General features: G+C 44.7%; 17 protein-coding genes. 12 read left to right on the plus strand and 5 right to left on the minus strand.

All coding sequences use genetic code 11. The annotated features are described in order from the left end of the window. From LIN78_RS13600 to LIN78_RS13610, 3 genes are all read left to right on the plus strand, one after another. Window positions 1–936, plus strand: a complete 936-nt coding sequence (locus tag LIN78_RS13600; RefSeq protein WP_227181385.1) for an alpha/beta hydrolase — start codon at window positions 1–3, stop codon at window positions 934–936. 268 nt (window positions 937–1,204) lie between these two features. Further along, the gene (locus LIN78_RS13605; RefSeq protein WP_227181386.1) at window positions 1,205–1,489 is read left to right on the plus strand and encodes a hypothetical protein; all 285 of its coding nucleotides are present in this window, start codon (window positions 1,205–1,207) and stop codon (window positions 1,487–1,489) included. 24 nt (window positions 1,490–1,513) lie between these two features. After that, a complete protein-coding gene (locus LIN78_RS13610; protein WP_227181387.1) occupies window positions 1,514–3,142 on the plus strand; it encodes a PepSY-associated TM helix domain-containing protein in 1,629 nt (542 codons plus the stop codon). A gap of 53 nt (window positions 3,143–3,195) precedes the next feature. Here LIN78_RS13610 and ytfE read toward each other — a convergent pair whose 3' ends face one another. From ytfE to LIN78_RS13625, 3 genes are all read right to left on the minus strand, one after another. Beyond that, window positions 3,196–3,927: an iron-sulfur cluster repair protein YtfE gene (gene ytfE, locus LIN78_RS13615; protein ID WP_227181388.1), complete on the minus strand. Its 732-nt coding sequence runs from the start codon at window positions 3,925–3,927 to the stop codon at window positions 3,196–3,198. A 19-nt stretch (window positions 3,928–3,946) separates the two neighbouring features. Continuing rightward, a complete protein-coding gene (locus LIN78_RS13620) occupies window positions 3,947–4,231 on the minus strand; it encodes a DUF2249 domain-containing protein (RefSeq protein WP_227181389.1) in 285 nt (94 codons plus the stop codon). Between the two features lie 124 nt (window positions 4,232–4,355). Continuing rightward, window positions 4,356–4,784: an RrF2 family transcriptional regulator gene (locus LIN78_RS13625; RefSeq protein ID WP_227181390.1), complete on the minus strand. Its 429-nt coding sequence runs from the start codon at window positions 4,782–4,784 to the stop codon at window positions 4,356–4,358. Between the two features lie 192 nt (window positions 4,785–4,976). On the opposite strand from LIN78_RS13625, the gene LIN78_RS13630 reads away from it, so the two are divergent. The 4 genes from LIN78_RS13630 to moaC all read left to right on the plus strand — a co-directional run bounded on the left by LIN78_RS13630 (window position 4,977) and on the right by moaC (window position 8,043). Next, window positions 4,977–5,651 carry a carbonic anhydrase gene (locus tag LIN78_RS13630; protein WP_227181391.1) on the plus strand — a complete coding sequence of 225 codons (675 nt, stop codon included), beginning with the start codon at window positions 4,977–4,979 and terminating at the stop codon, window positions 5,649–5,651. Window positions 5,652–5,769: 118 nt separating this feature from the next. Continuing rightward, window positions 5,770–6,291, plus strand: a complete 522-nt coding sequence (gene mobB / locus LIN78_RS13635) for a molybdopterin-guanine dinucleotide biosynthesis protein B (protein WP_227181392.1) — start codon at window positions 5,770–5,772, stop codon at window positions 6,289–6,291. Window positions 6,292–6,327: 36 nt separating this feature from the next. Further along, window positions 6,328–7,539: a molybdopterin molybdotransferase MoeA gene (locus LIN78_RS13640; RefSeq protein WP_227181393.1), complete on the plus strand. Its 1,212-nt coding sequence runs from the start codon at window positions 6,328–6,330 to the stop codon at window positions 7,537–7,539. Between the two features lie 21 nt (window positions 7,540–7,560). Next, complete coding sequence (gene moaC, locus LIN78_RS13645; RefSeq protein ID WP_227181394.1) at window positions 7,561–8,043, plus strand: cyclic pyranopterin monophosphate synthase MoaC; 483 nt, start codon at window positions 7,561–7,563, stop codon at window positions 8,041–8,043. 49 nt (window positions 8,044–8,092) lie between these two features. On the opposite strand, the gene LIN78_RS13650 is transcribed toward moaC, so the two are convergent. Both LIN78_RS13650 and LIN78_RS13655 read right to left on the minus strand, forming a co-directional pair. Then, window positions 8,093–8,383 carry a GNAT family N-acetyltransferase gene (locus LIN78_RS13650; protein ID WP_308443962.1) on the minus strand — a complete coding sequence of 97 codons (291 nt, stop codon included), beginning with the start codon at window positions 8,381–8,383 and terminating at the stop codon, window positions 8,093–8,095. A gap of 12 nt (window positions 8,384–8,395) precedes the next feature. Beyond that, complete coding sequence (locus LIN78_RS13655; RefSeq protein WP_227181396.1) at window positions 8,396–8,536, minus strand: hypothetical protein; 141 nt, start codon at window positions 8,534–8,536, stop codon at window positions 8,396–8,398. Window positions 8,537–9,207: 671 nt separating this feature from the next. On the opposite strand from LIN78_RS13655, the gene LIN78_RS13660 reads away from it, so the two are divergent. From LIN78_RS13660 to LIN78_RS13680, 5 genes are all read left to right on the plus strand, one after another. Beyond that, the gene (locus LIN78_RS13660; RefSeq protein ID WP_227181397.1) at window positions 9,208–10,035 is read left to right on the plus strand and encodes a TIM barrel protein; all 828 of its coding nucleotides are present in this window, start codon (window positions 9,208–9,210) and stop codon (window positions 10,033–10,035) included. 98 nt (window positions 10,036–10,133) lie between these two features. After that, window positions 10,134–11,054, plus strand: coding sequence for a sugar ABC transporter substrate-binding protein (locus LIN78_RS13665; RefSeq protein ID WP_227181398.1), 921 nt, complete (start codon window positions 10,134–10,136; stop codon window positions 11,052–11,054). Window positions 11,055–11,171: 117 nt separating this feature from the next. Continuing rightward, on the plus strand, window positions 11,172–12,704 hold the full coding sequence (locus tag LIN78_RS13670; RefSeq protein WP_227181399.1) for a sugar ABC transporter ATP-binding protein: 1,533 nt from the start codon (window positions 11,172–11,174) through the stop codon (window positions 12,702–12,704). Window positions 12,705–12,765: 61 nt separating this feature from the next. Continuing rightward, the gene (locus tag LIN78_RS13675; protein WP_227181400.1) at window positions 12,766–13,782 is read left to right on the plus strand and encodes an ABC transporter permease; all 1,017 of its coding nucleotides are present in this window, start codon (window positions 12,766–12,768) and stop codon (window positions 13,780–13,782) included. 45 nt (window positions 13,783–13,827) lie between these two features. Beyond that, a partial coding sequence (locus tag LIN78_RS13680; RefSeq protein WP_227181401.1) for a bifunctional 5-dehydro-2-deoxygluconokinase/5-dehydro-2-deoxyphosphogluconate aldolase occupies window positions 13,828–15,201 on the plus strand: 1,374 nt, incomplete at its 3' end.

Here is a 15,201-nt window from a genome sequence, read left to right on the forward strand (position 1 = left end):
ATGACACGCCAAAGAAAAATCCTTTCTTTTGGCGTGCGAAAGCTGATGGCGTTATCGCTATTGGCTTTCGCAACCGGGACAACGGTTTTTGCTGAAGCAAATTGGGCACCCATTACGCTTTTAGCAAGCAAACAGTATGATTTCACCGCTAAAGTGAATGGTACACAGTACCGAATTTTTGCTTCTATACCGTCAACTCCTGCGCCAAGCGAAGGTTACCCTGTTTTGTACGTCTTAGATGGCAATGCCGCATTTCCTATCGCAGCGTTTATTGCGAGAGGGATAGAGAGCCGTCATGAAGTCACAGGCATCACGCCGCCCATCATTATTGGTATTGGTTATCCTTCGGCCAAAGACTTTGATATCGAACATCGTGCCAAAGACTACACTCCCGCTGCGACCGGGCAAACCATTCCATATGATCACGGTGGTGCCGACGCATTCTTCCAATTTATACAAACAGAGCTTAAACCCTTGGTCGCAAGCCAATTTGCGATAAATCCCAAAAAACAGGCTATTTTTGGGCATTCATTCGGCGGTTTATTTGTTAGCTATGCCTGCGTCACGCACCCAGAAAGTTTTTCAACCTGCCTAGCGTCTAGTCCATCTTTATGGTGGGGAGACCAGCAACTTGTGAAGCAACTTTCCGCTGCTAACTTTGCTAGTCAAACAGATCTACCTTCCTTCCAGATTACTGTCGGGGCATTAGAGGATGACCTTCCCAAAGGAAGCTATCCGGCAGATGTCATCGCCGAATTAAAAAAACGCTCAATGATTTTGCCAGCAAAGGCATTCGCGGCCCGATTACAGGAAATCTCTTCCCAAACTGACCGGGTGCGATTTGAAGTGTTAGAGAAAGAAGATCATGGATTTGTTTGGTTACCCGCGCTTAGCCGCGGCATCGAGTTTTTTCTAATGCAGGCTTCAGAAAAATGACTATTTATTTTGTACTCTCGCTCGTCACCTTAACGCTTGCGAATTTATGTTTGTTTTTAAGATCACCCAACCAAAACTGGTTAAACCAGCGAATGTCTCGTAAAGCAAGCCTTATTCTTACTTTGGTTTGCTTTTCGGTAAGTTTGCTTAGTTTATTTCACGCCAAGTTACCACTAGCAGCTGTGTTTATCTGGGTGACCTATAGCATGCTAAGTTTCATTTCTTTTCCCTATGTTGGTGCCGTCTGTTTTCAACATAGGAGGTCATCATGAATAAAGGTGTGGTTCAAAAAGATTGGTTAAGTAAAAGCATTGCTGGCGGCGTATTAGGGCTGTTATTTGCCTTTGCTTGCAGTGGCATTTTCACAGAGTTAATGACACATCTTCCATTGGCAACAAGAGCGCAATTAGCCATGTGGTTAGTTGCACCAGTCTGGTTGGCTATTTTTGGATTGGTTTATCTATTTAACACCGGAAAACAAGCTTGGTTAGTGCTTGGCCTCATGAACATGCTGGTTTGGGCGGTAGTTTTTGCCTTATTTAGGCATGCCTAACATCTGCGAAAAAGTGAGTTAAACATGCGCTCAGAGTTTATTCGAATTTACAAATCTGTTCATACGTGGACAGGAATAATTGCAGGGCTAGCGTTATTTATTGCGTTTTATGCCGGTGCTTTTGCTGTCTTTAAAGCGCCTATCAATCAGTGGGTTAGCCCAGAGGTGGAAGCACCTGCTACCCCTTTCGCTCGTTCAGATCGCTTGATCAAAGAAACCTTAGAAAAATACCCTGAAGTAAAGAAGGGCTTTACGCTACAAGTTGATGATTCGGTATCTAATCCTTCACGATTAAATTGGGAAATTAGAGAAGAGGGCGAAGAACAAGAGCATCAACCAGCGACCATGATGGGGGCAGGGTTTGACCGCCAAGGAAACTTGCAGGTAGCAGAGCAACATCCATCAGAATTAGCCAACTTTATTGATACGCTTCATCGCGTCGTCGGGCTTCCTATTGATTCTGATGCCAACCGTTGGATCATGGGGGTAATTGCCGTCTTATATACGCTTGCCATGATTTCTGGCTTGATTGTGCTACTGCCATCGTTAGTAAAAGATTTTTTTGCCTTACGTGTAGGCAAAAACATAAAGCGAATGTGGTTAGATGCACATAATATCGTTGGGATAATTAGTTTGCCATTTCATCTGGTGATGGCATTAACGGCGGTTGTGTTTGCTTTTCATGATGGTATTTATAGCGTTCAAAATAGTGTCTGGCACAAAGGAGAGTTCGCAGCAGCAGGGCGTACAGCACCACCCGCAAAACTAAAAATAGCCACCAATAATACAACACTCTTACCCGTTGGAACGCTGCTTCAACAAGCTAAAAACTATGCACCAAACCTCGTCATTACCTCATTGCAGTATCAGCATCTTGAAGGCCCGAAAGCCACTGTGCGTGTTTGGGGAAATGATGATAGTGCGGTCATGCCAAGGGCTAGGGGCGGTTTTTTAGTTATTCATCCATATACGGGCAAATTGCTAAATAAAGAGTTTCTTCCCGGTCAACAAAATACGGCGAATGCGGTGATTAGCAGCTTTTTCGCGCTGCATATGGCATCGTTTGGCGGAGTAAGCGTGGCATGGATGTACTTCATTTTGGCCATGATGGGGGCTTGGCTATTTTATAGCGGCAACCTTTTATGGCTCGAATCTAGGCGAAAGAAAACCAATAAACAAACCGGAGAAGTCCCCACTCAACGAAAAGATGTTCGTTGGATGGCGGCACTTACGGTTGGCGTATGTAGCGGATGCGTGATAGGTATTTCATTGGCGATGGCGGTAACCAAAGTCGTGAGTATATTTCACATTGATACGACAATTTACTTACCGGTTTATTATGTCGCCTTTTTCTTTGCGATTGGTTGGGCGTTTTTCAAGGGGGCAGCAAATTCGTTGGTACCTTTGCTTTGGATGTGTGTGCTTTCTACGCTATGTATTCCATTATCTTCATGCATTAATGCTTTTGTTTTCCAATCCTATACAGGGGAAATTAGCATCGACCTAACCGCCATTTTAGGGTCGTCACTCTTTATTTGGCTGACAGTTTCTACCGAAACTAGATTAGCGAAAAGTCCACCAGACAGTGTCTGGTTTCAAGCGAGAAAACAAACGGCGTTAAACCAGCAAAAGATCATATCTGCAATCAAATAAGAAAAGGGCTGAAGTTCATTCAGCCCTTTTTGTTTATTTATTTAGCAAATAAGTTAGTGACAACCACAGTTTCCTTCACATTTTTCTTCCGACTTTACTTCAGGTTTTACTTCAAAAATAGGGAACAACACATTGTTTTCTAAATGAATATGGTTGATCAGATCATCGCACAATTGCTGAATACCGGAAAATAGCGCGCGCCATGTATTACATGCATGAGCGGGTGGTGTCATATCGTTGGTTATCAGCATGAGTGCAGCTACATTCTCACCGTGATCTGTATGTTCAGAACGCATCACCGCAATCGGGTGAACCACAAATGGGTTTCCCCCTGCTTTTAACATCGGAAAGAGGATTTGTTCTTCTTTTTGCATGTGGGATTCAAGTTCGTCAGCCACTTTGGCAAGTAATGCGGCTAAACCTGATGGCACGTCTGGGTCATCTCTATGAACCGCTTCAACCCTTTTTGCCATGGCAATCAGTTCTGGTAATTGTTGGCGGTGTACTTCGTGGTAGCGGGCAAGAATATGGTCGATTAGTTCAGCTGTTGGTAAATCTACTGGCAGATCATTGGTTCTTTGCAGATTAGCTAAACGTGCCAATACGTCTTCAAGCGTTAGTCCTTTTTTAGCGACAGCTTCAGCAAGGCTAAGTTGTCCACCACAGCAGTAATCCAGCTTTAACTCTCTAAACACTGCCGTTGAACCAGGTAAGGCAACTGCAATTTGCCCAATAGCAAGGGTAGGGTCTAATTCAAATACTTGTTGGTTAGTTGGGGCATTCATGCTGCTTCCTTTCTTTTGATTAATATGCGGCGGCTTCAAAGTGAGCTTCAATGTGAAAATCGATGACAATTTCACCAGGGCTGCGATGGCGATAGACGGTTTTAATTCGGGAACCAAAAAAGAGTTCGATCTGCTTTAGTAGTGGTACAGGATCGTGATCATTCAAAAAACGCATGCTCTCGCCGGGTTTTAATTCGCTAAGTGCACCAAAAATGGCAGCATGGCGGATGCGCCTAGCGATACCCCTTGCATCAAAGGTATACGTACCGTTTGGGATGATAGGTAGTGTGCAATCGTTCTTCATTTTGTTGATCTGAAGTTGGTTTCGATGAAGTGATTATGTGAAGCCGCATTAAATATGTAAATATAATACATATTTAAAGTTTTTAAAAAATTGAGCTAAAACAAGTTTTTGAGGAAGAAAGGGGTCAAAGATGTAACTGAATAGTCAGATGCTTGGCATTAGTGACTAAATCTGACAAATAATATTGAGAGAGTGATTGGTACATGGCTTCACGCGCTTCGGCCAATATCCCTTTTAGACGGCACATGCCATCGATCTTACATTGGCTCTCATCTTCAAAGCATTCCACCATCGCAATATCTTCTTCGCACAAACGGACAAGCTCTCCAATATTGAGTTTGCTAGGGGCTAGTGCAAGACGAATCCCTCCATTTCTCCCTTTTTGTGTGACGAGAAAGCCATTTAACCCCAAAAAGTGTATTACTTTCATTAAGTGGTTATCAGAAATCTGGTAAGCCTGTGCAATCTCGGCTCTAGTCACCATTTGTTCTGGCTGCAAAGCAAGATAAATTAAGGTTCTTAGGCAGTAATCTGTGAACGTGTTTAGCTTCATAACTTCAGTTGCAAGACGAAATCGATTGAATACATTCGAACTGTACACCTAATTGGTTTCTAGCCGTTTGAAATACTAAGTGCAATTGCACAATAAAAGCATGTATTTTCAGCATCCCTACAAAGGAATCCAGCAAAATAGGCATTGAGAACACAAAAACACGTTAGTGATTATCAGCAGGAGGGCATCAGGTTGAAAGATATTAATCAATTTGTCGAAGGATTTAGAGCATTTCAGCAAACCTACTTTGCCGGAGAGGACGCCTTATTTGAAACGCTAGCAAAAGGTCAAACGCCAGAGACCTTACTGATTGGCTGTTGTGATTCTCGGGTTGACCCCGCCTTACTTACCCAATGTGCACCGGGTGAAATGTTTGTGATTCGTAACGTAGCGAATCTTGTTCCAGAATGCGAAATTGGGAGTCACCATCAAGGCGTGTCTGCCGGTATTCAGTTTGCGGTGTGTGATCTGGGCGTAAAACGTATTATTGTGCTTGGGCATGCGCAATGTGGCGGCATAAAAGCTCTAATGGATGGACGTGGCGAACATGCGGCCCCCGAAGACTATATTGGTAAATGGATTGGTATTGCAGAGCCGGCACGCCAACGCGTGAAGAACGAACTAGGCCACAAACCGCTTGAGGTACAAAGAAGAGCTGCTGAATTAACTAGTATTCTGGTGTCTTTAGAAAACTTGCTGACATTCCCTTGGATTAAAGAAAAAGTCGATGCCGGTTTACTAACACTGCATGGCTGGTTTTTCGATATCGAGCAGGGCGCTTTGTTAGCGTATGACGCTAAAACTAGGCATTTTGAAGCATTGGTTTGCCCGCTAGGTCAGCCATACCATGCTAGCACATCTGCCTAAATTACTTAGTCATCCTAGCGCTAGGTAGATAAATGGTGTTATCTACCTAGTTGTCGCGTTATTATTCATCTAATTTTCTTAATCGCCTTGGCAAGTTCTGCAAGATTAGGTGTTACCCATGCAAAACATCCCGAAAAATGTACTAGGTATTGCCGGTTGGTCTGGCAGTGGTAAAACTACGCTAATCGAACGCTTATTACCTTTGCTGCGCGAACGTGGGCTAATGGTAAATGTCATTAAGCATAGCCACCATGATTTTGTAATGGAACCAGCACATAAAGATAGTGCTAGGTTTCGTACAGCAGGGGCGCAAGAAGTGATGATAGCCTCTCCTTACCGCTGGGCGATTGTTCACGAATTAGCAGGCAACCCAGAGCCAACACTAAAAGAACAATTAGCAAAACTGAGCACTGTAGACTTAGTGTTATTAGAAGGCTTTAAAAATGAGCAAATCCCAAAAGTCGAGGTTTGGCGGGAAGCGAACGGAAAGCCGCTATTGGCAGCAGAAGATAAGACCATAATAGCGGTGATCAGTGATACCGCTTTAAATCAAACAAATGCTACTTACGAATGGCTAGATTTAAATCAACCAGCATTGTTAGCAGACTGGATCTGCGCTTGGTTGAAAACACAGCCTTAATCAGGCTGCGAATCCCTAATATTAGAAGAGACACCCATGAAACCTGCAGAATTACTCTCTGTTGACGATGCACTAGCCTTGTTGCTGCAAAATGCAAAACCAGCCAGACCGACAGAAACCATTGATACCCTCTATGCGGATGGCCGAGTATTAGCCGCAGATGTGGTTTCTCCTATTGCGGTACCGGGCTTCGATAATAGTGCGATGGATGGTTACGGATTGCATCTTTCTAGCATTCCAGAAGCGCCGTTTTCATTACCAGTAGTGCAGCGAATTGCAGCAGGACAAACCGGCGCTCCGCTAGCAGAGAATACGGCCGCCAGAATCTTTACCGGTGCGCCAATTCCAACTGGTTGCAATATAGTGGTGATGCAAGAAGATACCGAAGTAGATGGTGAAAATATCCGCATTCTTCGTACCCCAAAAGCAGGGCAAAATATCCGCCTAACCGGGGAAGACATTGCGCCTAATGCAGTGGTGGTTACAAAGGGAACAAAACTTACGCCGGTAGAGTTATCGTTAATTGCATCCGTTGGGGTAGCAGAGGTCTCTGTTTATAAACCTCTACGCGTCGCGACATTATTTACTGGTGATGAACTCACCATGCCGGGCGAGCCACTACCACCCGGTGGAATTTATAACTCGAATCGTTTTGCGATTACTGCCTTACTTCGCCGTTTGGGTTGCGTAGTAACAGATCTCGGCAATGTGCCAGATAATCTGGAAGCAACCAAAGCCGCCTTAGCTGATGCAGCGGCAGAGCACGATGTGGTGATCACAAGTGGTGGTGTGTCAGTAGGCGAAGAAGATCATGTAAAAGCAGCCGTGTCTGCTTTGGGTGAGTTATCCCTTTGGAAAATTGCGATGAAGCCGGGTAAGCCGCTCGCATTTGGCAAAATTGGCACGACTTCTTTTGTCGGGTTACCGGGTAACCCAGTGTCCAGCTATATTACGTTGGGTATTTTGGTGCGGCCGTACTTACTTAGCCTAATGGGGGCGACAACAAAAGGGATTGTTAGCTTGCCATTGGTGGCCAATTTTACGTGGAAAAAGGCGGATAAACGCCGAGAGTTCTTACGCGCACAAGTGGATAGCGAAGGAAAACTCAGCCTATTTGGTAACCAGGGTTCTGGCGTGATGACATCGCTAGCATGGGCAGACGGGGTGATTGATCTCCCTCCTAACACACAGGTTAGCCCGGGCGATGTGGTGAGGTTTATCCCGCTTAACACCTTATTAGACGCGTAATTGGGAAAAGGATAGAAAATCGTGAGTGAGTTAACACACTTCGATCAGTGTGGAAATGCTTGGATGGTCAATGTTAGCCAAAAAGCAGAAACACATCGTATTGCAACGGCGTATGGTGAGATTGTGATGTTGCCTGAAACGCTTACCCGTATTTTGTCTGGCGGTATGGCAAAAGGCGATGTACTAGGCATTGCCAGAATTGCAGCAATCCAAGGTTGCAAACAAACGTCTAGCTTAATTCCGCTTTGTCATCCCTTGCCATTAACCAAAGTAAATGTGTCTTTTGAAGCGTCAGTAGAAAAATCTTTAGTAGCAGTGACGGTGGTGGCGGAAACAGTAGGGCGCACAGGGGTGGAAATGGAAGCGCTGACTGGCGTGCAAGTGGCGTTGCTTACCATTTACGATATGTGCAAAGCCATCGATAAAGGGATGGTCATGCAGAATATTCGCCTACTAGAAAAAATTGGCGGCAAATCTGGTCACTGGCAGTATCAGGCCTCTTAATCTTTGTCTGCCCATGCTAATGCTACTTTTATGAGTGGTATTAGCATGTTTAGAGTGCTTTCTCAAAATACACGCGATGGAATCCATCTTCCGTTCGTCTAGCGACTTCTACAAAACCAAGATGTGGATAGATAGACAGGTTTTCCGTCATCTTTTCATTGGTATAGAGCTGAATACTCTTTAACCCTAAGCGTTTTGCTTCTTCCTCACAAAATTTTATCAGTGCTTTTCCTATGCCACGACCTGTAACTGTTGGATCGACAGCTACATTCTCTAATCGCATTTCGTTCCCAAGCGGGAAATAAACGATGAAACCAAGTAATGCATCTTCATCTCTCACGAAAAGATACACTTACCCTTCTGCAATCTGCTTACCATAATCTGCCAGCATAGGGGCTGGTTTTTGACCTATCGCTGCTATATAGCGTTGGTATGCCTGTTCTGCGCAATGCAATATTGCCGCTAAGTCTGTTTGATTGGCTTTTCTGATCATGAAAGTCTCTTTCTAAAGGTGGTTTTCTCTATCTAGCTAAACATTATTGGGTAAATTGCCCCCTCAAACCGCCGAGAAACAGCCTCTATACTTTGTTGCAGACCTGAAGGTTGTCATTTTTCGTCATCAATATGCGCTTAAAAATTGCTGCAGGGTAAAAATTTTTCGGTTTTAAAAATAATTTTCACTGTTGAAGGTGTTAAAAAAACCTTTTTTCTTATGCATTGCAACATTGAAAATATAAATTTGTTCAAATATAAATTAAATATTTTTTGATTTAATAAAAATAGAAAAAAATTAGATAAAACTATGTTTTAAATTAATTTTATGTTTTTGCGTAATTTTTGTTATCCAAATTAAAACTGCCTAGCCAATCGAATCCAATTCTCTTCAAATCTTAATTCCAACATCATTCAACCAAAAATGCTGCAGCGCACACAATTTAGTGTGCTTATATTTAGGGTTTCATGACGAAAAATCGTCATCTTTCGTAATGTAATGACGAATTCCCTATGGTTATATTCACCCATCGAATTTAGTTACAGGGCAGTACTTGAGTAGCCCGGCGTTAAGCCAAACCTTGTTAAGTTAGCTGAGGGGCAAGAAGCATTCGCAAGGGGGCTACACTTTTTTACTGTATGACGACTCTCTTTTATCAAAGGACTTTTGAAATGTCGATTAAGTTTTCGTTAAACCGTATGAGCATCCCAAGATCATCTTATGCTGACTTTTTAACAGTCGCTAAAAACCTTGGCGTTAGCGGCGTTGAAATCCGTAACGATCTTCCTGGTGTGGAATTAAATGATGGTAGCAAAGCAGAAGACATTTTGGCTGCGACAAACGCTGCAGGCGTAGAGATTGCATCTATTAATGCATTGCAACGTTTTGATCAGTTCAACCCTGAGAAAAAAGCAGAAGCCGAAGCATTGGCACAATATGCAAAAGCATGTGGTTCTAAAGCAATTGTGCTTTGCCCAACATGTGACCGTAACGATAAGCGTTCTACAGAAGAGCGTTTTGCAGACTTAGTTGATTCATTGACCAATCTTGGTCCAATCCTTGAAGCAAACCAATTAATTGGTTTGATCGAGCCACTAGGCTTTGAAATCTGTGCGCTTCGTCTAAAAGGCGTTGCAGTGAAGGCAATCAAAGAAAGTGGCTTCCCGAATGTTTTCAAGGTTGTTCACGACACTTTCCACCACTATGTGGCTGGCGAGCAGGAGTTTTTTCCTGAGTGGACAGGCTTGATTCATATCTCTGGCGTGGAATCTGTACAAGTAGAGCGCCCAGGCATGCTAGACATGCACCGCGTTTTAGTTGGTAAAGAAGACCGCTTGGGTAATATTCCCCAATTGCAGTATTTGCTGAATGCAGGTTTTAATGGCTACGTTTCATTTGAACCATTTGCAGAAGAAGTGGCATCTCTGTCAATTGAGGAAGCTGAAAAGCAACTAGGCGAGAGCATTGCGTTCATTAAAGCAGGTGTCAATCTGTCTTAATTAGCCGTTAGTTGTCTATGGCTAGAGGAGTGCGCTCACTCCCGCTTCTCTAGCAAATTTGATGTAGTTCACGTGATGCCATAATGAGAGGAAGACACATGAAGAAATTCACTAAAAGTATCATCATCGCTGCACTATTCCCTTTGTCTGCATTCGCAGATACCAAAATCGGTGTGAGTATGGCTCACTTCGATGACAACTTTTTAACTGTTTTGCGTGAAGGAATGTCTAGCTACGCAAAAGGCCAAAAAGACGTCAATGTTCAGTTCGAAGATGCGCGTGGTGATGTAGGCCGCCAAGTTAGCCAAGTTGAAAACTTCATTTCACAAAAAGTATCTGCAATTGTTGTTAACCCAGCAGATACCTCTGCAACAAAGCGCATGACAGAAGCTGCACGCAAAGCGGGTATTCCTATTGTTTACGTAAACCGTAAGCCAGACGAAAAAATGGGTAATGGCGCAGCATTTGTGGGTTCAGACAGCTTGATCGCAGGTCACTTACAAGGAGAATACATTGCTAAGAAGCTAAATGGCAAAGGCAATGTGGTGATTATGCAAGGTGAGCTTTCTACCGATGCACAGCGTGATCGTACCAAGGGTGTGAAAGACATCTTCGCTAAATTTCCAGGCATCAAAGTAGTAGAAGAGCAAACCGCTAACTTCGACCGTTCTCAAGCCATTAACTTGATGAGTAAGTGGGTAAGTGCTGGCGTGAAGTTTGATGCGGTTGCTGCTAACAATGATGAAATGGCATTAGGCGCAATCATTGCGATGAAACAGGCAAAAATCGATCCTAAGAAAGTGGTCATTGGCGGCGTAGATGCAACGAAAGATGCGTTGGCTTCTATGCAAAAAGGCGAATTAACCATGACCGTGTTCCAGAATGCCAAAGGTCAGGGTGAAGGTGCGATCAATACCGCAATCAAACTAGCTAAAGGTGATAAGTCTCAAGCCAAAGACATCATGATCCCTTACGAGCTTGTAACACCAGAAAACATGAAAAAATACATGAGCAAGTAATTTATTGTCTCGATGTTAGACCAAGGGGGATTTCCCCCTTGGGGTAATCTAAGTGTTGCTTGCCTAGCAGGGTTAGCAATGATGATTGGGTTACTAGCTGTGTGATAAGGATTCGAAATGTCAGTAGCGCAACTCAAAGAAGACCTACAAACAGCATCCAAATATGGCGAATATATTTTCGTTGCCGAGGGTGTCGCAAAATCATTTCCTGGTGTGCAGGCTTTAAAAAAAGTTTCACTTAAAATTCGTCCAGGTAAAGTTCATGCACTAATGGGTGAAAACGGTGCCGGTAAATCCACCATGATGAAAATCATTGCGGGGGTTTATATCCCGAACGAGGGCAAGCTGTTCTTCAAAGGAAACCCCATTGTATTGAAATCTCCTCGTGATGCTTTAGGTAAGGGCATTGCGATGATTCACCAAGAATTAAACCTACTGCCGTTCATGACCGTCGCAGAAAACATCTGGATTGGTCGTGAACCGCGTAACTTGATTGGTCTTGTTGATCACAAGGCGTTAAATCGTCAAACACAAGAACTGCTAGATAAATTAAATATTGATATCGATCCTGAAATCGATCTTGGCCAATTAAGTATTGCTAACCGCCAGATGGTCGAGATTGCCAAAGCAGTGTCGTTTAACTCTGATCTATTGATTATGGATGAGCCAACTTCTGCCATTACAGAGAAAGAAGTTGAGCACTTGTTCCGCATCATTGCGCAGCTGCGTGCGGAAGGCAAAGCCATCATTTACATCACACATAAGATGGATGAGGTTTTCAAGATTGCCGATGAGATCTCTATTTTCCGCGATGGGCAACATATCGTGACCAAGCCTTCAGAAGACTTCGATCATGATTCACTCATCACAGCGATGGTAGGGCGAGAGTTGTCACAAGTCTTCCCTAAAGAAGATGTCCCAATTGGTCACGTTGCTTTAGATGTGAAGCATCTGAATGTGAAAGGCATCTGTAAAGATGTGTCATTCGATGTGCGTTTTGGCGAAATTTTTGGTATTGCCGGCCTAATGGGTTCTGGCCGTACCGAAGTGATCGAATCTATCTTTGGGATTAACAAAATAGATTCCGGCACCATTATTTTCGATGGCAAAGAATTAAAGGTGAAATCACCATCTGACGCGATTCAAGCGGGTATGGCGTTGCTCACGGAAGACCGTAAAAAGTCTGGGCTGTTCTTAAGCTTGTCTGTTGGCGAAAACATGGAAATGGCGGCTTTACCATCGTATTGCAAGATGGGGTTTGTTCAACAAAAGTCGATGGATGTGATTTGCCAAGAAATGCTCGGGAAGCTCAAGGTAAAAACCCCTGGTTTATATGAAGTTATTGAAAACCTAAGTGGTGGTAATCAACAAAAGGTGTTGATTGCACGCTGGTTAATCAATAACCCGAAGCTGTTGATTTTAGATGAACCAACACGCGGTGTAGACGTTGGTGCAAAAGCAGAAATCCACAAACTAATTACCCAACTTGCCAAACAAGGCGTGGCAATCATCATGATTTCTTCCGAATTGCCTGAAGTACTGGGCATGAGCGATAGAGTGATGGTCATGCATGAAGGTACGGTGGGTGGAATCCTATCCCGTGAAGAAGCTACTCAAGAGAGGATTCTTGAAATCGCTTCTGGTATGTAAGACAAGACACTAAGAAAAAAAGACCGCTAACTGCAGTCACCCTAGCAAAGAGGAATACAGAATGAGCGAAGCAACAACGGTTGTAGAACAACCCAAAAAAACTGCTAAGAAATTCAAAATGCCGCAAGAATTTAGCATTTTACTCGTGCTAATTGGTATTGCCGCTGTATTTGAAATTTTAGGCTGGATGCAACGTGACCAGTCCTTCCTATATAACCCGCAAGGTCTGCTGATTATGATCTTGCAAGTATCAGAAATTGGTCTGATTGCCGTTGGCGTGACGATGATCATCATCGCGGGTGGTATTGATCTGGCTTCTGGCTCCGTCGTGGCGTTAAGTGCCATGGTAGCAGCTAGTTTGGCACAAGCAGCAGGGTACGATCGTGCCGTTTATCCAGGCTTAGTCAACCTACCTGTATTGTTACCGGTGCTCGCTGGCCTTGCTGTTGGTGCATTAACCGGTTTAATTAACGGGGCTATTACCGTCAAAATGCGTGTGCCAGCCTTTATCGCGACCCTAGGCATGATGGTTTCTGCTCGTGGCTTGGCGCGTTACTACACCGGCGGTCAGCCAATTAGTATGTTCACAGATGACTACATGTGGATTGGTAGTGGCTCTAATCCAGTGATTATCTTCTTAGCGGTAGCCATGTTCTTCCACGTTGTTTTACGTTATACCCGCTTTGGTAAGTCGGTTTACGCCATCGGCGGTAACGTACAAGCAGCCCGCGTTTCAGGTATTAATGTTGGCCGTACATTAATGATTGTCTACATGATCGGCGGTTTACTGTCTGGTCTAGCAGGGATTGTGGTGTCTGCTCGTGCTCAAACTGGCCAATCCGGCATGGGGATGTCTTATGAGCTAGATGCCATTGCCGCTGCCGTGATTGGTGGTACTAGTCTGGCCGGTGGGGTTGGACGTATTACCGGTACGGTAATTGGTGCATTGATTCTAGGTGTGATTTCTAGTGGCTTCACTTTCTTGGGGATTGACTCTTATCTACAAGAAATTGTGAAAGGTCTGATCATCGTAGCTGCGGTGGTGGCAGATCAGTTCCGTAAGAAACGTGTTCATTAATCACTAACGTTTAACCTAGTTAGTCACTGGAAAGAACCTTTTACCATGAAGAATAACACCGTATTTGCCGCAGATCGCACACTCGATCTGATCAGCATCGGCCGGGTAGCGGTAGACTTGTACGCGCACCAAGTGGGTTCCCCACTGGAAGACGCAGCAAGCTTCGCCAAATACCTGGGCGGCTCTTCCGGCAACATCGCTTTTGGCACCGCCCGTCTGGGACTAAAGTCAGCGATGTTGTCCCGTGTGGGCGACGAACAAATGGGCCAGTTCCTGATTGATACCCTTAGCGCAGAAGGTTGCGATGTCTCTCATCTAGTGAAGGATTCAGAACATCTTACCGGCTTGGTGATGCTAGGTCTGAAAGACCGCGACACCTTCCCATTGCTGTTCTACCGTGATCACTGTGCCGACATGGCACTGACCGAAGCGGATATCGACGAAGCGTTTATCGCCAAGAGCAAAGCGCTACTCATTACCGGTACGCATTTCTCTACGCCAACGGTACATGCAGCGTCCGTCAAAGCCCTTAAAGCCGCACGTGCCAACAACGTCCGCACCGTGATCGACATCGACTATCGTCCAGTGTTGTGGGGCTTAACCGGCAAAGGTGATGGCGAAACCCGTTTTATCGCCAACGACCAAGTCAGCAAACACTTACAAGGTATCTTGCCGTACTTTGACCTGATTGTTGGTACGGAAGAAGAGATCAATATTGCCGGTGGTTCAGAGGACGTTATTACGTCTCTTAACACTATCCGCCAACTGAACCCAACCGCTGTACTAGTGGTGAAGCGTGGTCCACTTGGTTGTTGTGTGATCGAAGGGGCGATTCCAGCCAAGATCGACGATGCCTTTACCATTAAAGGTGTGCAAGTCGAAGTGCTGAACGTACTCGGCGCAGGGGATGCGTTTATCTCTGGGTTCCTCTCTGGCTGGATTCGTGGTGAAGACTATGATGCCTGCTGCCGTTACGCTAACGGATGTGGCGCGCTAGTGGTAAGTCGTCATGGTTGTGCACCAGCGATGCCAACACCGGTGGAACTGGATTACTTCTTAAAGAATCAACCTGCCAAACCCGCAGAAGACGCGACCTTAAACCGCCTACACCGCGTGACAGTCCCGCGTGTTAGCCGTGACGAAGTCTTGGTCTTCGCATTTGACCACCGTAACCAATTCTTCGATGTCGTACAGAAGACCGGTGCCGACATTAGCCGTCTACCAAAACTGAAACAACTGTTTGTGCAAGCGGTTGGCGAAGTCGAAGCCGAACTGGGTTTAGCCGGCAAAGTAGGTATCCTGGCAGATGACCGTTATGGACAAGATGCACTCAGCGCCGCCTCTGGCCGCAACTGGTGGATTGGTCGTCCGGTAGAGCTACCATTATCGAACCCACTCGAGTTTGATCTGGGACGTTCA

The organism is Leeia speluncae (genome assembly GCF_020564625.1).
Lineage (GTDB): Bacteria > Pseudomonadota > Gammaproteobacteria > Burkholderiales > Leeiaceae > Leeia > Leeia speluncae.